The sequence below is a fragment of the Providencia sp. PROV209 genome (genome assembly GCF_028479485.1).
Taxonomy (GTDB): Bacteria; Pseudomonadota; Gammaproteobacteria; order Enterobacterales; family Enterobacteriaceae; genus Providencia; species Providencia alcalifaciens.
This window is the reverse complement of record NZ_JAMPNR010000013.1, coordinates 152,746-174,083: the sequence shown is the minus strand read 5'-3', so window position 1 is coordinate 174,083 and position 21,338 is coordinate 152,746. Positions and strand designations below refer to the sequence as shown.

Below are 21,338 nucleotides of genomic sequence, written 5' to 3'. Positions count from 1 at the left end.
GGCGTTGGCTACCCTCACTAATCCTAGTCACATACTTGCGTATGCTCCCCGCGTTGTCTTCATTTTGCTGCCTTGTTACTACACTAACTATTTAGAAAAAATCTGAGCTTATTATCTTTCATTTGCACATTTTCCTATCAATACGCCATATCCACCGTCAACATCGCAAGGCAGTGATACAAATCAATATGTGTGCTGGGGACTTAAATACAATAATGGTATTTAAAATACATGTTAAAGAGCTGGGCGGAAATGATAAAAAAAACATCAATACGATATCCACGTCGTTCTGGTACCGTTGGCGGAAAACTCCCTTGGAATGATTGGCGTAATGCGTCGACGTGGCGGAAAGCTGTGCAAATCACGCTATTGGCGATCAATATTTATATTGGCATCACGTTCTATTATTGGGTGCGTTATTACGAAACCGGAGGAATGACATTTTACCTTCCTCGCCCAGGCGGTATTGAAGGTTGGCTGCCTATCGCGGGATTAATGAACTTAAAATACACTATCGAAATGGGGGGATTACCGCCAATTCATGCCGCATCGATGTTTCTTTTGGCTTCTTTTATTATCATTAGCTTATTACTGAAAAAAGCATTCTGTTCATGGATGTGTCCAATAGGCACGATATCGGAATACACGGGGAAAATAGGGCAGAAACTTTTTCGTTTTCAAATCAAAGTCCCTAAATGGCTCGATATTCCCCTAAGAGGATTAAAATACCTATTATTAGTCTTCTTCCTCTATATCTCGCTATCAATGCCTGCACAGATGATCCAATACTTTATGATGTCACCTTACGGGATCATTATTGATGTCAAAATGCTCGATTTCTTTCGTTATATTAGTAGTGCTTCCCTTATCACTGTTTGCGTTCTTGTGGTGATTAGCTTATTTATTCGTAATGCTTGGTGCCGTTATCTATGCCCTTACGGCGCATTATTGGGGCTATTCTCTTTATTCTCACCGTTTAAAATTCACCGCAATGCGGAAAGCTGTATTGATTGTGGGAAATGTGCCAAAAATTGCCCATCACGGATCCCTGTTGATCAATTAATTAAGGTCAGAACGGTCGAGTGTACGGGATGCATGACATGCGTTGAATCATGCCCTGTTGCATCAACATTGACTTTTTCACTACACACTCCGACTCAAAAACATCAACGTTCATTATCAGGAGTGTCAATGGCCGTTTTGACGCTCAGCATATTATTTTTGATGATTGGTGTTGCAGTTTACATGGGCGTTTGGGATAGCCCAGTACCCGATAGCTATTGGTTTCACATTATACCGAACGCTAAAATGATAAGTCATTAATTCAAAATAAAAAATGCCCCACAGCATGAAAAATGAGTGGGGCATTGTTGCTTTTTTATTGTGGTAATGGACTAGACTTTAATCTCTCGCTTAGATTTATTTTCTTATTTGCAGCTTGCTGCCGTATTAGTTAACGGCTTGTTTAACCATTTGCAATAACTGGCGTACATCTTCAGGGCGAGTATTGCCGGTAGCTTTATCGATGATAGAGCTATAAATATGGGGAATAATCTTCTTCACGCCAGCATCAAGAGCAATCTGTAAAATTTCAGCAAAATTATCCAAATCAATACCGCCCGTTGGTTCTAAAGAAAAATCAAACTCGGCACATGCTTTGGCGATCGCTTTATATTCCTCGATATGTTTTAAGCCCTGCATATTAAAGAACTTCACAGAATCTGCGCCCATATCTTTGAGCATCATGATGGCTGTTTCAATCGGGACGATGCCATCCGGCGCTTGGGAACTTAATGGTCCCGTTGAAATTTTCACCATACCAACAGTGCCAGTTGGGGAAATCAACGCATTCACAAAAGTTTCATTTTGTCCCAATAACGCACGGCTAATGGGGGCTCCCGTAAACACTTGATTCACATGTTGTGGTTGAACTTCTTTTGAAATCAGAGACACCATGGTGGATTGATTCGGATCGCCCGCGCCTAATCCCACAGACAAGGCATTATCCACTTCTTTGGCGTAAATTTTCATATCCGCAATAGCGCTTTCAAGATCAGGGTAATTTTTGGATAACACGCCAACAACCACAAAGCTTTCCGCAGCGGTATAGATATCTTTGGCGTTTTGATGACTCCCTGCTAAGACGTTTAAGCACACTCGGTCATGGTAAAAATTAGGTGATAACTTCATTTTAAATTCCTTCTACTAATCGACGAATTTTTTGCGAAATAACATCGAGTTGTTCGGTGCTAACGCTACGAATATCAGCTTCAACTTTGCCTTCATTCGCTTTATATTCACGGAAATAAATTGCCGTATCGCCTTGCTTTAAATCAGCCATAATTTGATAGGTCGTTTTGCCAATCGCTTTTTCATCAAAACTGATCTCGGCTCTGGCGATATCGCGTCCAGCGGAATCCCAAACGATGCGCACTGAAATTCCTGAAATTCCATTTAAATCGTCAAGGAATTTATTCATACGGCTAACCATCTCTGCGCCGGTTTCTTTGGTCGCAGTGAGATATTGTTCGATAGCTAGCGTTAATCCGAGAATACCTTCTTTACCCACTTTCATGGCTCGACCAATCCCTTGAGATTGGCGTTTAACCCATTCAACATACTGTTTTTTACCGATTACCAAGCCACTCGTCGGACCTTCAATTGCCTTGGCGCCGCTATAAATAACGAGGTCGGCACCGGCTTGGTAATATGTCGTTAAGTCTTCCTCTGCTGCTGCATCGACAATCAACGGAAGCTGGTGGGCATGGGCCACTTTGGCGGCTTCAGCAACCGTTAACATGCTCTTTTGCACAGTATGGTGGGATTTGATATACAAAATCGCGGCGGTTTGGGGGGTGATTTTTGCCGCGAGTTGTGCCGCGCTGCACTCATTAGCAAAGCCAGCTTCAATGACTTTACCGCCGCCTAAGGTGACCATGGTGTCTACGGGGGCACCAAAATTCACGTTATGTCCTTTAGGCAGAATAATTTCGCGAGGAACTGATTTGCTTGAGGAGTGTAAGTTCAAAAGGAGGTCATCATCATCTTGAACAATAACAGCGGCGACGGCTTGGGCAATACCTGCGGATGCACAGGAAACGACGACAGCCGACTCAACATTTAATAGCTGAGCGATGTATTCCCCAGTTTTGTTCACTAAATCTTTAATTTCAAAATAGTGATTCAATCCATAAGTGACGCGTTCTACCACTTCTGGTGTCGGAGTCGAAACGCCCAGAATAGTCATTCGACCCGATGCATTGATGACGTGTTTTAATTGATATTTTTCATAGATTGATTGCATGTTCGGTTTCACCTTGCGCAGGAATAATATGTTTTCCACCGACGATGGCAGCAACCGGCACAAAACGATGTGTTCCGATACGGTGTTCCCCTTCTGCATCTGTCAGCTCAGTGGGTTCTTCTTTCAGGTCAAATAAGGTAATGTCTGCATCAAAGCCCGGTCTTAAATAACCTTTGGCTGGAAGAGACAGTAAATCAGCGGCTTTTTCGGTTACGCAGCGTAAAACTTGTTCCGCGCTGAATCCCATACACAGGAATTTAGTCATCACAAAAGCGAGGCTATACACGGGACCATTCACTCGGTTGCGGTGATAAATATCGGAACTAATAATGTCGGGGTAAGTCCCGATACGCATGGCTTGTTCTGCCACTTTAAAGCTAAAACTTTCGCCACCGTGACCGACATCGAGGATCACGCCGCGGGCTAATGCTCGGGCAATGGACGGTTTCAGATAGCCATCATCCCCTAAAATTTTATTAGGTTTGCCATTAAAACAGTGGGTGATGATATCGCCACGAGTGAGTAGGTCGGCAACGTCATCAATATTAGGTGGGTTGTTTCCAATATGTACCATTAGCGGAAGCGCGTGTTTCTTCTGCATTTCTTTGGCTTTAATCAGCGGCGCTATACCATTTTCGCCTACCACACTTTTACTCATTCTTGCTTTCATACCAACCACAAAGCATGGGTGGCGCTCAAGTGCGGCTTGGAAACTCGCATCATCGATATTGTCCATATTGGACAGCTCATTCTGAGCAATAATGCCAATGCGCGAAATATTCAGCAGTGAGAAGACATTTGTTTTGGATTGAGTGGTTAACCGATAAAACCGATCAATATCATCAGCTCCCACACTGCCCGCATCAACCAGTGAAGTGACACCGCCAGCAGCACCGGCGAGATCAGGTTCATCGAAGTAAATCGGTGACTCTGCAAAACAGTGGGCGTGAGAATCTATCCATCCAGCGCTAACATACCGCTTTCCTTCAAGATCAATAATTTTCTCAGCTTGCTGATTGTGGGAAAGCTCAGGGCCCGCAGCTTCGATTTTTCCGTCTTTGATTAGAATATCGATAATTGAACCATCGATACGCTTGCCCTGTTTGATGATTAGAGAATACATGATTACCTTCTTTATAGTCATACTCGTCATACTTCAAACCGCAGCGTTGTTGGCTGCTCTTCCGCTACCCTAGTCACATACTTATGTATGCTCCTAGGGATATCGTCGCTTGCCGCCTAGTTGCAGCTTGAATTATTTAGAGTATGCTCAAGTGTTTGTTCTAAGTGATGCAAACCGTCGCATTTGTTCTAAATGCTATTAAGCTGCGAGTGGGAAGAAATACCCAAATAACATCGCGCCTAAGATAGCGCCACCGGCGACAGGTTTTTGCCATACATAGAAAATCAGTGAGCCAATCAGTGCACCAATACCAATTGGAATCGATGCCGCCATCGCTGCCAATATAATCAATGGACCTAAGAAACGACCGGAGGTGTTACCCGCGCCCATCATGACGTCTGCGCCAAATGTGGAGTTAGCTTGGGCAATGGTAAACTTACGAGCAAAAACAATAATTAAGCCGATAAGTACACCGAGGAATAAGCCCGTGAGCAGGGAGATCCAAAAGTTAGTGACTAAGATATCCCAGCCAGCCGCTAAAAAGAGGGCTGGAACACCTAAGCCAATACCGGTTTGTAGTGCACCACCGATATCTAAAATCCCCACTAATGACCCTTCTATGATCCGAGCAAACAGGAAACTGGCACCAAAGGCGGCAACCGCCCCGTAAACTCCAGTATCTAGCCCGGCGCGTAACATGGCGACAAAAGCCACTTCGTTAAAAGCACCGAAGCCGTACACCACATACATGTGCGTACCTGCGAAGATCCCAGCAGATAACAAGCCAACAAAGATAGGGAAAGACCATTCCGCGTACCAAAAGTCTTGTTTATTAATTTCAGTTGTCATGATTATTTCCCGCTCAGCAGTCCGTGGACATATTCAAGCCACAGTGGTTTGTCTAAGTTGAAAGAGGTGATCATCTTCAGGTCAAACTCGCGGAAGAAGCCACTGAGAACGAACAGCAGAACAACGGTGATCATCATGGTACGAGTGATACGGTTCCAGCCATTGTCATCCACGCCTTTACCAATCAAGATCCCTAACACTAAACCTGGGATAGCGTTACCCATGATTAATTGGGCGCAACCACCAAATAAGGTTGCCCAGAAACCGGAACGACGACCTGCGTCCATCGCGGCTAACCAGAAAATCACGGGCATCACGGTGTTAACCAGTAAGTTAGCAGCCGGAACCAGTACGTTGATCGCGGTGGTTTGTAGCGCGGCGGGTACTGCGGACGCCGTGGTATTTAAGAAGGCGACCACCAATGCCCCGATAATGGCACAGGCAATCGCCATTTTTTTCGGGTTATGCAGGGTATCTGCCACACTACGGTTTTTAGTTAATAGAGCAGCAGCACCCCAGTTAGGGATGATGCGGTGATCAACGTCTTGGGTGAAGGCACCCGCAGCGACCGATGATGCCCATGCGTTGAAGAAGAATCCTAAGCCGAATGAGAAGTGTGATGCAGGGTCGCCCTCACACGCGTTTAACTCACCAAGGGTACGGAATGCGCCCATACCTTGAACGGTTGGCGCGTGGAACATACGTGCCGCCCCTGCGCCTAAACCAAAGCCGCAGAGACCGCCGATAATGAGGGACATGCCCAATATTTCTAAGAAAGATGCAGTTTCACTCATGGAATTTACTCCAGACCTGATTGCTTTTATTGTTCTGTAAATGGAATTTCGTTGACAGAAAGTAAGGTAACATCCAGCGAAACGTCGAGAACAACTCGGAAATGTTCACGTTTGCGTGGCAAAAAGAGAAAAAGAAACTTTTCTGTCCGCGAATGAGAGTGAGCACTAACAACCTCAACATCCTTGGGTTCTATCCGCAGAATGATGTCGGTACTGTTCTTAAGTACGGTTTTTTGAATCGAATTTAAGGCGTCAGCAATCGCTTTTTGCTTTGTGTCGCCTTGCCCTGTCACCCGTACTGTCGTTTCGATAGATTTTTTCATTAAGCGTTGCCGTATTTTTTATTAAAAGCTTTGACTAAGCGCTCGCCTAACTCTTCCTTGTCCATAAAACCGAAACCTAATACATTGCAGCCCTCTGCAATTGCGGTTTCTCCTTCTTCAATCGAACGCATACCATAACGTGCTTTATAGCCATATTTAGTTTGAGCGGTGATAGCGCCTGCGCCACCGCTTCCACAGAATGAAATGCCCAGGTCTGCTTGCTCTTGGTTCATCACATCCCCGAGTTTCATATCGGCAGCGACGCCGGGTACGACAATGGCTTTTCCACCCGCGGTTTCAACGCCAGCAGCCACTTTTTGCCCTTTACCTAAACGATCGCCAATAACAATAACTATCTGTTTCATAAAATATTCTCCAAAAAATTTAATGCTAAAAATTAATCATTAGAACGGGCAACTTCAAAGTGGACTGAAAGCAAGTAAGTCTCTTCTGGTGCAAGTCCCGGAAGTGTATCGACGACTCGTTGTGCTAATGCAATCGAATGTGCCGAGATTTCATCAAACAAGCTAATATCCACTTCCGGTAAGGCTTCGCCAGTTTTGGCTCTATCAACCATGGCACGTAGATGAGACTCCAACATCTGCTGCTGTACATCTGTGGTGTAGCAACCCTCCTGTTTGAGCCAGTCAGTAATCACTGCTAGCAGTTTGTGTGTGACCTGTTGAACATCAAGGTCGTCCTCTAACATTTTGAAAACTACAACTGATTCATTCATAACTATTTAAAATCCAAGATAATATTTCAAATCATGTAACTTCATTTATTCATGCTAATACCTTAGTCGCTTCTTTATTGTTTTTGCAGACAGGGAATTTCCAGTTCTAAGTGGAAATAATTCGGAAGCATAAACGGACGATTTGAGGCTATTTTTTGGTCTAAAAGGAAGTTAACTGGAAAATGTTATGCATTATGAGGGACAAAAAGTAGGGGCTAATTATGATTAAAAGATTAAAGATATTTAAATTCAATAAATTAGATTGATTTTTTGAAATCTGGAAATGATGTTTGGAGGGTGTAATAAAAGTGGAAATGAATAAATGGAAACATACGTAGAGTGGAAATTTTCACTTCCACTTACCTATTTTATGCATGAAATGGATGAATTAGACTAAAAATCATTTGATGGAGTTGTGGTTAGGATCACGTAAACAGTGCCCACTTCCCTTTTTCCGCAAGGAAGTGGAAACTCATTGAAATCACACAATTCGAGCCAGGCTGTCTTTGGCTATCGCTTGGAACTCATTGAAGTTTTTAACATTAATGAGGCGTCGTGTTGTTTTTTCTTTGACGAAAGTAACAAATAGGTCATAAATTGCCATGGCTTCTTCATAGTCCGTTTTACTGATTGCCAGTAAGAAAATGACATAGGCGTTTTCTTTGGTTTCTTTGTTCCACTCGATGCCTTTTGGGGCAAGGATGGTTGTCACAACCGTTTTATTGGCGAGTAACCCTAAGGAGTGAGGTAGCGCAATGCCTTCCCCGAGTAGCGTAGAGACAATGGATTCTCGCTCCTGCAATGACGGATAAAAATCGGCAGTGACATAGCCGTCTTGTTGTAATTTATGGCAGACCGTTTGGAATAACTCTTCTTGGCTAATTTTTTCATTGATAACCATAAAGAAACGTTCATCGAAGAAGCGCTCAATAATATAGGGACGGGTCTGATCCACCATCGCTAAGCGACCCACTTGTTCGAGCTGGTAGGGGGTTGGAAAGGGGGCAATTTTAATAACGGGTTTATTTTTCTCGGAAATCCGTACGGTGGTGATCACAAAGTCTTCCGTTATCTCATCCAGAGATTCGTACTCTTGCAAGGTGAGTCCACGGCTAAATTTCAGCTGCGGAAATTCCCGCATGATTTTAGATTCCACAACACGAAATGTGGAGTTACCCGCATCGGTCACTACGAGCACTTCCGTTTGGCGTGCAGATCCTGCCCCATAATTGCGTTCAAGACTAACGCCGATATGCACCGCCAAGTAGCCCAACTCATCTTCATTGATTGGGTGTGGAAGCAACTGTTTGCTTGCACTGGTTAACGCACTCAACGTGACATCATAGGCAAACGGATAATACTGCTTGATATCTGACAGGAGCGGATTTGGGGTAGATATATGGTATTGGAGCCGAGTAATTAAGGCGGCAAGGTGGGTATTTAAATCTTTTTTCAGCTTTTCATCATTACGCAGATCGTAGTTATACAAGTCATTGATATAATTTAAAATATACTCAGATAGTTCGTTGTGCTGGCTGTGTTTCTGCGAAGATGTATGTTGGTTACTGATGCGCTGCGCGATAATTTGATCATGTAAAAAACTCAGCTCAGCGGAAGATAAATCATTACCCAGAAAATAAATCAGCCCTTTGGAAATTTCATCGCAGGCTTGGTTGATGACCTCTTCGGATTCTTCATTTTTCACGCTGCTATTGAGTTCATGACCTCGGGTAATGCGCAAAATAGTCACTGCACAGTTAAAGACAAGGTAAAGATGACCCTCATTGCTGATGCGGATATCAAAGCGATTCAAACTGTTATGAACCACTTTATTAATGTAGGTTAAATCCAGATTATCAAGACTTTCAGGATAGAAGGTCGCGAGATCGGGGGTGATTTGTTCGCTGAATTGCCGCCATAATGCTTCAGTCATGCAGGCCCTAATTGCCCACTCACTTCCATTGAGACGAATTCCTTGGTGTGGAATACTTTCCAGTTGAACCTGATAGCGGTGAAGATGTTCTCTTACTGCGCCCATATCTTGTTGGATAGTGCTGCGGCTGACAAACCACTCTTCTGCGATATCATCGAGCTTGACGGGGAGTGATAGCATTAAGAGCTTGAGTAAGAGCGCATCAATGCGCTCTTTGCTCGTACGGGGGATCTGACCATGTTTATCATTTTGCTTGGTAAAGGCGGCAAAAGCCTCTGCATTTTCGATTTTTAATTGATAGCCACGACCGCGCTCATACACAATATGGGCACTATAATCTTTAATTAATTCGTTGATTTCATTGATATCAGAACGAATGGTCCGTGTAGAAACCGAAAAGTTTTTCGCTAATTCATCTTGAGGGACAACCTCATTGAGGATCCGAGAGAAAATTTGATTGTGTCGCTGCAAAATGAACAAAGCCACAAGAACCCCTTTAAAATCAAAAATAAAGTTCGGAGTTAGAAAACGGATGGTCTTTTAACTCTCTTATGGCTGGACTCTATCACAGTGATATTAGGATAGCGGAAATATAAATGATGAATTTTGCGAATCTATTCGCAAATTTTGGACCATTTTAGTCATAAACTCTCTTTTTCCTGCCTAAAAATTCCTTAAAGGGACTCTCCCAAGTCGATCAATAAACCTCTAAATGGTTTCTCAGCGGTAAAGGTCAGAATATTTTCATCCTGAATAAACAGCCCATCATTGCAATTCATCGAAAGAGATTGCCCCTCTTTTCCTTTTACCAGTAAACCGCCATGAATAGATTGCAAATAGGCGTTTTTACCCCGTAATAGGATAGTTTTTGATTCATGAGGTTCAAGATAAATCTGGCTTATCCAAATTTTTTGGCGAAGCTGTAAGCTATCTTCATCTCCCTCTGGTGAAGCAATCAGTTTGGAATCTTTCTCCGCTAACATCAATTTTTGTGGTGGCATAGATTCCTGCTGAGGACAGGCATTTAACCACAGTTGAAGCCGTGTTAATGGCGTCGTCTCACTGATATTATGCTCACTGTAACTGAGGTCAGGGCGAGGAGAGAAACTCACACATTCTCCCGCTTTTGCGCTGACGGTGTTGCCTAAATTATCACGGTATTCAGCTTGTCCTTGCAGGATAATATTCACAATATCAACGTGAGGATAAACTCTTGGTTGAAACGCGCTATTGGGCGCAAGCACTTCTTGATTTAGCACTTTCAACGTTTTGAATCCCATTAAGTCTGGATCAAAATAGTGTCCAAACGAAAAGGTATAGCGAGCTTGTAACCAACCGTAGTCTGCTTTCCCACAATGGTTAACTGATCTCAAATTCATCATAATGGTTAACCCTCACTCAAAATATATAGCCAGTAATATATTGTTATAATAAATATCTGGACGTTGAATTGTTAGCCAGTTAATCTGTTTCCATTATTCAAATTTCCTGAAAGAGATACATCATGAGCAAAGAGAGAGCATTAACACTTGAGTCGTTAAGGGTGATGGATGCAATCGATCGGCGTGGCAGTTTCGCAGCAGCGGCAGAGGAATTAGGTCGTGTGCCTTCAGCATTAAGCTATACCATGCAGAAGTTAGAAGAGGAACTGGATGTCATTTTGTTTGACCGTTCAGGACATCGAACAAAGTTTACCAATGTCGGGCGCATGCTATTAGAGCGTGGTCGAGTGTTACTTGAAGCAGCAGATAAACTGACATCCGATGCAGAGGCATTAGCGAAAGGTTGGGAAACGCATCTGACCATTGTGTGTGAAGCGCTGGTTCCGGCTGAATCGCTATTTCCATTGGTCGATAAACTGGCTGAAAAATCCGACACTCAGCTCTCTTTAATCACGGAGGTATTAGCCGGGGCATGGGAGCGGCTCGAATCTGGGCGTGCGGATATTGTGATTGCCCCCGATATGCATTTCCGCTCATCCTCGGAAATTAACTCCAAAGTGTTATATACCCTGAATCATATTTATGTCGCGAGCCCTTCGCATCCGATTCATAAAGAGCCAGAGCCATTGTCTGAAACCACTCGAGTGAAATACCGTGGAATAGCGGTGGCAGATACGGCGCGCGAACGTCCGGTGATCACAGTGCAATTGCTAGATAAACAACAACGGTTGACGGTATCGAGCATTGAAGACAAACGTAAAGCGCTGATTGCAGGACTAGGGGTGGCAACAATGCCATATCCGCTGGTGGAGCAAGATATTAAGGAAGGGCGCCTGAAAGTTGTAGCGGCAGAATTTAGTCATGAGTCGAATATGATTATGGCGTGGCGACGCGATAGCATGGGGGAGGCTAAGTCGTGGTGCCTCCGAGAAATTCCCAAATTATTTAGATCTTGATCTCGTCATACTTCAAGCTGTAGCTGTGTTGGCTTCATAAAGTTACCCTAGTCACATACTTATGTATGCTCCTAGGGATAACTTCACTTGCCGCCTTGCTACAACTCGAATTATTTAGAGATCACTCGTGACCTATTCTTGAATTCTTTTTTTAAGCGAAAAGCGAAAAAGAGAATAAATAAGAAAGTAGAGATAAAAGCAAAAAAAAGCACCTCGGACAAGAGGTGCAAAGGCATTTAACTTATGGATAAGGATGTTGGACTTGAGGGTACTTCTGACATAAAGATACTGCTGACTCCCTGCCTATAGGTAGGTATAGGCGAGGAAGTTGGGTCTAATTACCATTTTTTATTTAATAAATGGTCGATACTGAATTTACCTGGACCAGTAACAGCCAACAGAATGTAGCCACCTGCAATGGTCATATTTTTCATGAACATTAAGCTGTTTGGCTCAACGCTGAAATTCGTATGGAACAGCATCGCAGTTAAGAATGTGAATACTGCTGTAAAAATAGCGGTTGTACGTGTTAACAGACCAAATAACACCGCTAAGCCACCACCTAACTCAAGTAAAATAGTCAATGGCAGTAAAAAGCCTGGGACGCCCATGGCTTGCATATATTGCTGAGTGCCTTCATAAGCACCACCTAATTTACCGTAACCTGCGACGATAAACAGAACTGGCATCATAATACGTGCTAATAAAATAGCTCCACTTTCTAAATTTTTCATTGAGTCTCTCCAGATAAAACGGTCATTAAATATAAATAAAGTGCGATGTCTATCGCGTTGTAAGCTAAGTTTCAGCACGAAAAGGCTAGAAATCTTGGATGTGCGTATCTTATTACTTAGCTCATTCAATAAAAAGCTAAGCTTATTAACAAAGATAGACAAAAAAATTGAATATGTGTAATTGGGTGTGAAAAAAAATGAAAAAGGGAGGGCTTATCTATCTAATTGACGGGTAAAGACTATTTTTATCTTAGTGAGATAGGTTACTTTTGATTGGCGCTATTTAGGCTATTTCTCAGCGTGCGGACTAAGCCCCATGCTGCAATCGCTTTCTTACTGAGGGAAATAAATCGGTTGGGGTGTTTTAACGTCAATATAGAGATAAGACCCGTCGCGGCAATAAAGATTGGGCGAAAGGTCATGATGGTTTGCCATGCTCGGTCATAAGGGGCAGTCGCTTGTAGCCACTCTTCTTTGCTTGCGGATAGCATAATGCGTTGCTGCTCGATATCAGCAACTAAACGTTGTTTTCTCTCTGCAAGTAATTGGCGTTTACTTTTGCTCATCATTATCTGTTCCTGCAAGTGCTTTGGCATCATTACGAAGCTGTTCACGTGTTGCAGTTAATAGTGTGGATTGTTTCGCTTTTTTTAATGTCCAAATAGCAAAAATAATAGCAAGTAAAATCAAAGTACCGGTGGTGATCGCGAAAGCTTGATAACGATAAATGGGATCAACAGACCAGAAGATAAGCCCAATAAGGCACATCAGACCAAATGCAGAAAATAAGAGAGTCAGCCCTGCTAATAATAATAATTGAACAAGGTTGAGTTTCTCTTCTTCTAATTCCACCGCAATAAGTTGAATACGGGTTTCTACCATATTCACGGCGATACCCGTAATTCTTTGCAGTGAATCTAGAACCCGCTTAGCGGGTCCTTGACGTGGTGATTGTTCCATAAGCGGTGATTAGCGTTTCGTGAGCAGCATGCCTAAAACCACACCGACTGCTGCGCCAATGCCTACACTTTTCCATGGATTTTCACGTACATAGCAATCAGCTTGACCTGCAATTTCTTTGGTTTGCTCAGTGATTTTATCACTTGCTTGACCAAGTTTTGCTTTCGAAGAGGAGAGAGCTTCACGGGCTTTAGCCTTTAAACTTTCAATCTCTTCTTTTGATTTATCTTGAGTACTATTCAGAATGGATTCGAGAGAGTCTGCGAGTGATTTAAGTTCAGCACGTAGATCTTCAGAAGAATGATTGGATGACATAGTAGAACCTCCTATCAATAGAAAAAGATCGTTTGAATACTACTACAATAGCTTTTTTTAGCTTAAGTGCAATCACTAATTAGAATAGATTGAGAATTGATAAAGGCGAGAAGCGGGAATAGTGAGTTACTCCCGCTATTGATTTAATTGAGAAACAGTTATCTATTTACGCGTAAATTTTTTCTTAATGACAACACCGATGCTACCGATAAGACCCAAAATGAGTAGACCAACAGGAATTAGCATCAGAACGTTCATAATTTGATGCTCGTATTGCTGGAAAATAGGGCTTTTACCGAATCCATAGCCGATAGCGGTTAAAATAAATACCCAGAGGAATCCACTCAACCAGTTGAACACTTGAAAACGCCCGTTTTGCAAGCCTGCAAGACCTGCAATGGTGGGTAATAGGGTTCGAACAAATGCAAGAAATCGACCAATCAGTAAGGCGGCTAAGCCATGGCGATGGAATAACCCATGAGCCCGTTGGTGATAGTGTTCGGGAAGGTGTGATAACCAACCTTTGACAATTGCAGTGTTACCCAGCCAACGCCCTTGAATATAACCCACCCAGCAACCAATACTGGCTCCAGCGGTTAAAATGACTAACGTTAACGGATAGCTAAGCGCATCTTTTGCGATGAGGACACCAACAAGGATCAGTAAGCTATCACCAGGTAAGAATGCGGCAGGAAGCACGCCGTTCTCCAATAAAAGGATCATGAACAGCATGAAATAAATGGACCATATCAACGATGGGTTGGATAAGGTTTCGTAATCTTGATGCCAAAGGGCGAAAAAAAGTTCTCTAACTAATTCCATTAATGTTTCCTAAACGGCAATAACAGCAACAAACATGTTGTTGGGCAGAAATGGATTAAGTAAATGCCGGAAGGAAAACGCTGTTTCTTCGGGCTGTTAGTGTAAAACCCGTCCACTTTAACAAAACAGAAAATAACTAAACAGTAAATTTTGAGCTTATTTTTAGGATTTATTTAAATTACGGCTGATTTTTACATTTACGCATCTCTGTGATGCGCTGTTTCGCTTCATTAAAAGCGTGAATGGCACTGGATGTGGCGCTCAAACCTCATTATTTGGCAGTAAATTTACGTTTAGTGAATTAAAAAATCTCACGAACATATTGATAGCTAATCATTGCTTTTTAAGACTAATTACCTTATTGTAGGCGCATAGCAAAGGGGAGTAACTTCTTCTGTCGGATTATCGTCATTACGGTGCACACATTGCACCCGGTAACCGAGCACCACAATTTCCTTATCTTAGGTTATCTGTGTTGTAAGTGAGACCTTGCCAGAAGGCGAGGTTTGCTCATTGTTTACAACCGTGTAGTGATAACATAAGGTGAAAACAGTTTAAGCGGCTGATGTCTTCTGGATATCAGCCGTTTTTTGTTTTTAAGGAATCTAAATGAACTCTGTCGGTAATCCAGTTTTATGGGGCAGCTTTGCTGTCATGATACTCGTGATGTTACTCATCGATATGTTTTGGCAAGGAAAACATAAAGGTCAGGCGATGTCGATGAAACAAGCTGCGGGCTGGAGCATCTTGTGGGTTACGCTATCACTGATTTTTGCGGGCGGTCTCTGGTGGTACTTTAATGATACCGTTGGACCTGAAGTCGCTAACACGCAAACTATGGCATTCCTCACGGGTTATCTCTTAGAAAAAGCGCTTGCTGTTGATAACGTGTTTGTCTGGTTAATGCTATTTGGTTACTTTGCTATTCCAGCAAACTTACAGCGTCGTGTGCTAGTTTATGGTGTGCTTGGGGCTATCGTTTTACGTACCATTATGATTTTTGCGGGTAGCTGGTTAGTCACTCAATTTAGTTGGATCCTGTATGTTTTCGGCGCATTCTTGCTGTTTACGGGAATCAAAATGGCGTTCGCTAAAGAAGATGATTCACCCATAAATGAAAAACCGTTAGTAAAATGGGTACGTTCACATTTACGTATGACTGATGAGCTGCATGGTGAAAAGTTCTTTATTAAAAAGAATGGATTACTATTTGCTACACCATTAATTTTGGTTCTGATCTTAGTGGAAATCAGCGATGTTATCTTTGCGGTAGACAGTATTCCAGCTATCTTTGCTGTGACCACTGACCCGTTTATCGTATTAACCTCTAACCTGTTTGCGATTCTAGGGTTACGCGCCATGTACTTCTTATTAGCTGGCGTTGCTGAGAAGTTCTCAATGCTGAAGTATGGTTTGGCTGTGATTTTAAGCTTTATCGGTGTGAAAATGCTGTTGATGGATATTTTCCATATCCCAACTGCGGTTTCGTTAGGTACCGTTGCTGCGATTTTAGTTCTGACTTTAGTGATTAATACTATTGTGAATAAGCGCAATGAAGCGAAAAAACTAATTAACGAATAATCTTTTTCTTAAATTGAAAAGCTCCCATAAGTTAGCCATGACTTTGGGAGCTTTTTTATATCTAATGATTTATTGATTGTGCAACGAATAAAAGGATGCTCTGTGCAGCAAATCATGCGGGTTTTGCGGAAACTCTATAAATATGAAAATAGCCAATATGACGGAGAACGAGCCGTTTCTATTTATTCGGTAGATTGTTTATCTGATAAAGAGCGTAATGTATTAGAGGATTTTCAGTGGCAAGCTAATACAATTGAAGAGTTTGCAGGTCATCAAGATATGGTTAATAAGCTGCACAGCCTAAAGCAAGTAAGTGTACTGACTCGCCAACGTTGCTTGGATGCTTTTGTTGCGGATGTGGGCGGAAGTTATTTGCGAGGACGTTCAGTTTTAGGTGCTTACCATAAACTGAACGTTTTACCGGATCACGTATATGTAGAAAAACCGCAATATGCGTGTTGCTGGATCTGTAGTGGCTATAACAAACGTATTTATATTAATGATAGCTACTTCCAATACTGTTTATATTACGGAAATTCCTATACAGGAAATCCGAGCTATGCGTATTTAAATCTCCGACATTTAATGAAGGTAGAGGCGATTAAACCCACCGATGACGATAAGAAAGTCTTTAACCAGCTGTTAGATTTATTACGTAATGCACCTGAAGATGAGACTCCTGGGAAATTTGAAAAGCGTTTATCTCAGGCAAAAATAGTTAAAGGCGATAAATATACATTGCGAGGCATATTACATTCACTCGCATTGATTGGCGTTATTCCTAATACTTTTATTTCACTGTCTCTCGATAGTTGGCATGACTTCGGTGATATTACTGGCGCAGAAAATCAGCTTAATAATACAAAAGGGCGTTCTGATATGGAGATGCCTTGGGCGGGATGGAAAGGCAGTTTGAAAATAGATGAAGAAAAAGCAGTGCATTATTTTGGTGACTATTTGACCAAAGGTTAAATCTTATTAGCAAGATTTTATGAAATTTAGGAAAACACCTTAGAGAGCCTCTAAGGTGTTTTTTATTTTAACTGACTGAAAAGACTAAATCATTTTTAATGCTCTGTGTTTACTATAAGAAACAAAATTCTATTGTGATCACAGATATGTAAAATTAATGTTAATCATGCTCAATCATTGTGTATATTTTGAATAATAGCCTTTTCAGGAGATTAATATTCCTTATACTGGCTCGGCAAACACATTTAATTCCTAAAAAAGATAAATCATAAAGGTCTATTATGGATACAAATAAAACAGGGTTATGGCGAGTAATTAGTCAAGGTAGTTTGGTCAAACAAATCCTAGTGGGCTTGATTGCGGGTATCTTATTGGCATGGTTATGGCCATCCGCAGCAAAAAATGTTGGCTTATTGGGTGACTTGTTTGTGAGCGCATTAAAAGCGGTTGCACCGGTGTTGGTTTGGGTGTTAGTCATGGCATCGATAGCTAACCATCGCCAAGGGCAAAAAACCAGTATTCGTCCCATTCTCGTGCTGTATATTTTAGGAACTTTTTTCGCGGCGGTTGTTGCGGTAATCGGTTCGTTTATGTTCCCATCAAACTTGATTTTAGCTATGGGGGACACTCAACTGACTCCTCCGGGGAACATTGCTGAAGTTTTAAAGGGTTTATTAATTAATATCTTTGCTAACCCTGTTGATGCGTTAATCAAAGGTAACTATATCGGCATCTTAGCATGGGCGATTGGTTTAGGTATTGCACTGCGTCATGCGAATGAATCGACCAAAACGATGATCCACGACTTCTCTTTAAGCGTGACTCAACTGGTTCGTGTGGTTATTCGCTTAGCGCCATTAGGTATTTTCGGCTTAGTGTCTTCAACTATCGCCACCACAGGTTTTGAAACGTTAAAAGGCTATTTCCACGTACTCGCAGTATTACTGGGCTGTATGATTATCGTGGCATTAGTGGTTAACCCATTGATTGTTTATTGGAAAATCAGACGTAACCCATATCCATTAGTCTTTGCTTGTTTACGTGAAAGTGGCGTGACGGCGTTCTTTACCCGTAGTTCCGCAGCGAACATCCCTGTGAATATGGGCATGTGCCGCCGAATGAATTTGCATGAAGATACGTATTCTGTCTCTATCCCATTAGGGGCAACAATTAACATGGGTGGCGCAGCGGTTACTATTACGGTGTTGACGCTGGCCGCTGTACATACACTGGGCATTCCTGTTGATATTCCTACTGCGCTGTTATTAAGTGTGGTGGCTGCGGTGTGTGCGTGTGGAGCATCAGGTGTTGCGGGTGGGTCATTACTGCTGATCCCGCTGGCGTGTAATATGTTTGGTATTTCTAATGAAGTGGCGATGCAAGTAGTTGCCGTGGGTGTGATGATTGGTGTTCTGCAAGATTCCGCAGAAACCGCATTGAATTCCTCAACTGACGTGTTATTCACTGCGGCAGTGTGTTTATCGGAAGATGATAGACTGGCGCAGGACGACGCTGAGTTATCCCAAACTCAAGATTAAGTTTGTTGTCGATTAAAAAGAAAACCCGCTGATTTAGCGGGTTTTTTATGTGAGAGATAATTTACAGCTGATAAGCAACTTTCATGCCTTGCTCTATGGCTCGGCGTGCATCTAATTCTGCTGCCACATCCGCACCCCCAATCACATAGGGGTGTATCCCAATTTCTTCCAGCTGTTGCTTCAATGGGCGATACGGCTCTTGTCCCGCGCATAAGATGATATTATCAACGGCAAGACATAAGTTTTCATCTTGATAACGAATGTGTAGCCCATCATCATCGACATTCATATATTCCACGCCATTGAACATTTCAACGCCACGTTTCATTAATGATAAACGATGTACCCAACCCGTCGTTTTTCCAAGACCAGCGCCGACTTTGCTATTTTTTCGCTGTAATAAATAGAGGTGTCGAGGTGTGGGTTCAAGCTGTTTTTTGGGTGAGAAAACGCCACCTCGGGTTGTGATAGATGTATCAATATTCCATTCATGATTGAATTTATCGTCGTCTAAACTGCTGCTGATCCCTTGTTGGGTAAGCAGCTCTGCCACATCAAATCCAATACCACCAGCACCAATAATCGCGACGTTTTTACCAACACTATCGGGCTGTTTTAAGGCATCGATATACGACATGACTTTGCGGTGGTCGGCTCCCGCGAGATGAATAGCACGAGGGACAACGCCTGTTGCAATGATAACTTCATCAAATTTGATTAAATCATTTGCTTGAGCAAGCTGTTCTAATCGAACATCAACATTGAGCCGTTGTAATTGGCGTGAAAAATACCGCAAGGTTTCGTAAAACTCTTCTTTGCCCGGAATCTGTTTAGCAAGATTAAATTGTCCGCCAATTTGGTTGCTACGCTCAAATAGCGTGACTTGATGACCGCGTTTCGCGGCATAAATGGCGCAAGACAGCCCCGCAGGACCTGCTCCCACAATCGCCACTTTTTTGGGTTTGTCAGCTAATTCATTGGGATAATCCATCTCTCGCACGGCTTGTGGATTGACTAAGCATCCGGCTAATTTCCCATTAAAAATTTGGTCGAGACAGGCTTGGTTGCAACCAATACAGGTGTTTATCTCATCAGCTCGACCTTCTTGAGCTTTTGAAACAAAGGCTTCATCAGCAAGAAAAGGACGAGCCATCGACACCATATCAGCTTGGCCGCTAGCAATAATTTGCTCTGCGACAAAGGGGTCATTGATACGATTGGTCGTGATGAGGGGGATATTCACTTTGCCCATTAATTTTTCAGTCACCCAACTGAATGCTTTGCGGGGCACCAACGTGGCAATGGTTGGCACGCGTGCTTCATGCCAGCCTATTCCAGTATTGATCATCGTGGCACCTGCATTTTCTATCTCTTTTGCAAGTTGCTCTATTTCATCCCACGTAGAACCTCCCTCCACAAGATCTAGCATCGATAGCCGGTAGATAATGATGAATTTTTCTCCAACGGTCTGGCGAATGCGCTTAACTATTTCAATGGGGAAACGAATCCGATTTTGATAGCTACCGCCCCATTCATCGGTTCTGTGATTGGTACGCGATGTAATAAATTGGTTGATAAGATACCCTTCGGAACCCATCACTTCGACACCATCATAGCCTGCCTGCTGAGCCAGTTTTGCGGTATTCACGAAGTCATCTATGGTTTTCTGTATTTCATCGCGACTTAATTCGCGAGGCGGAAAGGGGGTAATTTCTGATTTAATTGGACTAGGAGCCACTAATGCAGGATGCATAGCATAGCGACCCGCATGCAAAATTTGTAAGGCGATTTTTCCATCAGCTTGATGTACTGCTTCGGTGATTTGCTGATGAAAAGGCAGTTGGTCTTGGTGGTTTAAAATGGCACCGTGAGGCGCCAAAACACCTTCAGGATTCGGGGCAATCCCTCCGGTGATAATGAGACTCACGCCATTTTCTGCACGCAGGCGATAAAAATGGGCAAGACGTTGGCTTCCTTGAGGATGTTCTTCTAAGCCGGTGTGCATTGAACCCATCAAAATGCGGTTTTTAAGTACGGTATGCCCCAAATCAAGTGGGGTAAAAAGATGTGGAAAATTGCTCATAATGGCTCCCATTTGGGGCTGTCAATAACAGGTCGGATGAGTTAACTGTAGCCTAATGGGCAATTGAATTAAAAATAATGTTAAAAAATTGTGATTTTTATCATATGTTTTACGTGGGAATTAATAAATTCACAGGACTATTTCTTTTGATTTATTTTTCTGTCATAAAAAAGGATTACAACAACAGACTGTTATCATCATAATTTGATGGGCTTTGACTTCACACAACCGAGTTATTCAGGAAATACGCCGATGAAAGAGATTTGCCAAGCTGTGACCTTAGAAGGCAACCATGTGCGATTAGAGTTGCTGACTCATCAGCATGATGCGATTTATGCAGACATTATTGAACGAGATAAGCTGCATCACCTGTGGTATACCTCGGTACCCGAGCCAGAAAATGTGGCGAAAGATGTCGATGGTCGTTTAGCGCGTTTCGACCAGAAAGAGATGGTGCCATTTGCCATTATCGATAAGCGCACAGGCAGGGCGGTTGGAATGACCTCTTATATGCGGATCGACCAAAGCGTACGACGTGTTGAAATTGGGGCAACGTGGTATGGGGCCGAAGCGCAGCGTACTCCGATTAACACAGAAGCTAAGTATCTGTTATTAAAACATGCATTTGAAGAATTAGATTGTGTTGCGGTGGAGCTAAGAACGCACTTTTTAAATCATCAAAGCCGTAAAGCGATTGAGCGTTTAGGCGCAAAACTCGATGGAATTTTACGTAGCCATATGCTGACACGTACTGGCGAATTGCGAGATACCTGCATTTACAGCATTTTAAATCATGAATGGCCAGCAGTACGTCGCCATTTAGAGTGGCAGATGACAAAGCCTCGATAAGTCACAAAATAGCCCACATAATGT

At 42.7% G+C, this 21,338-nt stretch carries 22 protein-coding genes; 6 read left to right on the top strand and 16 right to left on the bottom strand.

The features are described 5' to 3' along the window. Nucleotides 1-231: 231 nt before the first annotated feature. Nucleotides 232-1,323 carry a 4Fe-4S binding protein gene (locus PR795_RS10630; RefSeq protein WP_154629479.1) on the top strand — a complete coding sequence of 364 codons (1,092 nt, stop codon included), beginning with the start codon at nt 232-234 and terminating at the stop codon, nt 1,321-1,323. A gap of 126 nt (nt 1,324-1,449) precedes the next feature. On the opposite strand, the gene dagF is transcribed toward PR795_RS10630, so the two are convergent. The 10 genes from dagF to PR795_RS10580 all read right to left on the bottom strand — a co-directional run bounded on the left by dagF (nt 1,450) and on the right by PR795_RS10580 (nt 10,444). Beyond that, entirely contained in the window at nt 1,450-2,190 is a 741-nt protein-coding gene (gene dagF, locus PR795_RS10625; RefSeq protein WP_006662920.1) for a 2-dehydro-3-deoxy-phosphogluconate aldolase, read from the bottom strand. A 1-nt stretch (nt 2,191) separates the two neighbouring features. After that, nucleotides 2,192-3,304 carry a DgaE family pyridoxal phosphate-dependent ammonia lyase gene (locus PR795_RS10620; RefSeq protein WP_272516832.1) on the bottom strand — a complete coding sequence of 371 codons (1,113 nt, stop codon included), beginning with the start codon at nt 3,302-3,304 and terminating at the stop codon, nt 2,192-2,194. Then, nucleotides 3,288-4,427 (bottom strand): amidohydrolase/deacetylase family metallohydrolase, encoded by a 1,140-nt coding sequence (locus PR795_RS10615; RefSeq protein ID WP_272516831.1) that lies wholly within the window; start codon nt 4,425-4,427, stop codon nt 3,288-3,290. Before PR795_RS10615 ends, PR795_RS10620 begins: the two co-directional genes overlap by 17 nt. 198 nt (nt 4,428-4,625) lie before the next feature. After that, complete coding sequence (locus PR795_RS10610) at nt 4,626-5,276, bottom strand: DUF4310 family protein (protein WP_006659130.1); 651 nt, start codon at nt 5,274-5,276, stop codon at nt 4,626-4,628. A 2-nt stretch (nt 5,277-5,278) separates the two neighbouring features. Next, nucleotides 5,279-6,070, bottom strand: a complete 792-nt coding sequence (locus tag PR795_RS10605; RefSeq protein ID WP_004258184.1) for a DUF4311 domain-containing protein — start codon at nt 6,068-6,070, stop codon at nt 5,279-5,281. A 26-nt stretch (nt 6,071-6,096) separates the two neighbouring features. Next, nucleotides 6,097-6,393, bottom strand: a complete 297-nt coding sequence (locus PR795_RS10600) for a DUF4312 family protein (protein ID WP_006659132.1) — start codon at nt 6,391-6,393, stop codon at nt 6,097-6,099. Beyond that, on the bottom strand, nt 6,393-6,758 hold the full coding sequence (locus PR795_RS10595) for an SFCGS family glycine-rich protein (protein ID WP_006659133.1): 366 nt from the start codon (nt 6,756-6,758) through the stop codon (nt 6,393-6,395). The genes PR795_RS10600 and PR795_RS10595 overlap by 1 nt, the downstream gene beginning before the upstream one ends. Before the next feature lie 32 nt (nt 6,759-6,790). Beyond that, nucleotides 6,791-7,129, bottom strand: coding sequence for a transcriptional antiterminator (locus tag PR795_RS10590; RefSeq protein WP_006659134.1), 339 nt, complete (start codon nt 7,127-7,129; stop codon nt 6,791-6,793). Nucleotides 7,130-7,610: 481 nt separating this feature from the next. Beyond that, a complete protein-coding gene (locus PR795_RS10585; RefSeq protein WP_006659135.1) occupies nt 7,611-9,548 on the bottom strand; it encodes a BglG family transcription antiterminator in 1,938 nt (645 codons plus the stop codon). A 188-nt stretch (nt 9,549-9,736) separates the two neighbouring features. After that, a complete protein-coding gene (locus tag PR795_RS10580) occupies nt 9,737-10,444 on the bottom strand; it encodes a pirin family protein (protein ID WP_006659136.1) in 708 nt (235 codons plus the stop codon). Between the two features lie 122 nt (nt 10,445-10,566). On the opposite strand from PR795_RS10580, the gene PR795_RS10575 reads away from it, so the two are divergent. Further along, complete coding sequence (locus PR795_RS10575) at nt 10,567-11,460, top strand: LysR family transcriptional regulator (RefSeq protein WP_006659137.1); 894 nt, start codon at nt 10,567-10,569, stop codon at nt 11,458-11,460. 338 nt (nt 11,461-11,798) lie between these two features. Here PR795_RS10575 and PR795_RS10570 read toward each other — a convergent pair whose 3' ends face one another. The 5 genes from PR795_RS10570 to PR795_RS10550 all read right to left on the bottom strand — a co-directional run bounded on the left by PR795_RS10570 (nt 11,799) and on the right by PR795_RS10550 (nt 14,291). Next, complete coding sequence (locus PR795_RS10570) at nt 11,799-12,194, bottom strand: DoxX family protein (RefSeq protein ID WP_006659138.1); 396 nt, start codon at nt 12,192-12,194, stop codon at nt 11,799-11,801. Between the two features lie 263 nt (nt 12,195-12,457). Then, on the bottom strand, nt 12,458-12,763 hold the full coding sequence (locus PR795_RS10565) for a YqjK-like family protein (RefSeq protein WP_006662924.1): 306 nt from the start codon (nt 12,761-12,763) through the stop codon (nt 12,458-12,460). Next, nucleotides 12,747-13,154: a phage holin family protein gene (locus PR795_RS10560; RefSeq protein WP_006659140.1), complete on the bottom strand. Its 408-nt coding sequence runs from the start codon at nt 13,152-13,154 to the stop codon at nt 12,747-12,749. Before PR795_RS10560 ends, PR795_RS10565 begins: the two co-directional genes overlap by 17 nt. Nucleotides 13,155-13,163: 9 nt before the next feature. Then, nucleotides 13,164-13,469 (bottom strand): DUF883 family protein, encoded by a 306-nt coding sequence (locus PR795_RS10555; RefSeq protein ID WP_006659141.1) that lies wholly within the window; start codon nt 13,467-13,469, stop codon nt 13,164-13,166. 162 nt (nt 13,470-13,631) lie between these two features. Continuing rightward, the gene (locus PR795_RS10550) at nt 13,632-14,291 is read right to left on the bottom strand and encodes a DedA family protein (protein WP_006659142.1); all 660 of its coding nucleotides are present in this window, start codon (nt 14,289-14,291) and stop codon (nt 13,632-13,634) included. A gap of 609 nt (nt 14,292-14,900) precedes the next feature. On the opposite strand from PR795_RS10550, the gene PR795_RS10545 reads away from it, so the two are divergent. From PR795_RS10545 to sstT, 3 genes are all read left to right on the top strand, one after another. After that, on the top strand, nt 14,901-15,872 hold the full coding sequence (locus PR795_RS10545; RefSeq protein ID WP_006662925.1) for a TerC family protein: 972 nt from the start codon (nt 14,901-14,903) through the stop codon (nt 15,870-15,872). A 102-nt stretch (nt 15,873-15,974) separates the two neighbouring features. After that, entirely contained in the window at nt 15,975-16,844 is an 870-nt protein-coding gene (locus tag PR795_RS10540; RefSeq protein WP_272516830.1) for a hypothetical protein, read from the top strand. Nucleotides 16,845-17,125: 281 nt separating this feature from the next. After that, nucleotides 17,126-18,382, top strand: coding sequence for a serine/threonine transporter SstT (gene sstT, locus PR795_RS10535; RefSeq protein ID WP_036959973.1), 1,257 nt, complete (start codon nt 17,126-17,128; stop codon nt 18,380-18,382). Nucleotides 18,383-18,443: 61 nt separating this feature from the next. Here sstT and PR795_RS10530 read toward each other — a convergent pair whose 3' ends face one another. Further along, the gene (locus tag PR795_RS10530; RefSeq protein WP_036968774.1) at nt 18,444-20,465 is read right to left on the bottom strand and encodes an NADPH-dependent 2,4-dienoyl-CoA reductase; all 2,022 of its coding nucleotides are present in this window, start codon (nt 20,463-20,465) and stop codon (nt 18,444-18,446) included. A gap of 252 nt (nt 20,466-20,717) precedes the next feature. Between PR795_RS10530 and PR795_RS10525 the strand changes: the two genes are divergently transcribed. Further along, complete coding sequence (locus tag PR795_RS10525) at nt 20,718-21,314, top strand: GNAT family N-acetyltransferase (protein WP_006662929.1); 597 nt, start codon at nt 20,718-20,720, stop codon at nt 21,312-21,314. Nucleotides 21,315-21,338: the final 24 nt, after the last annotated feature.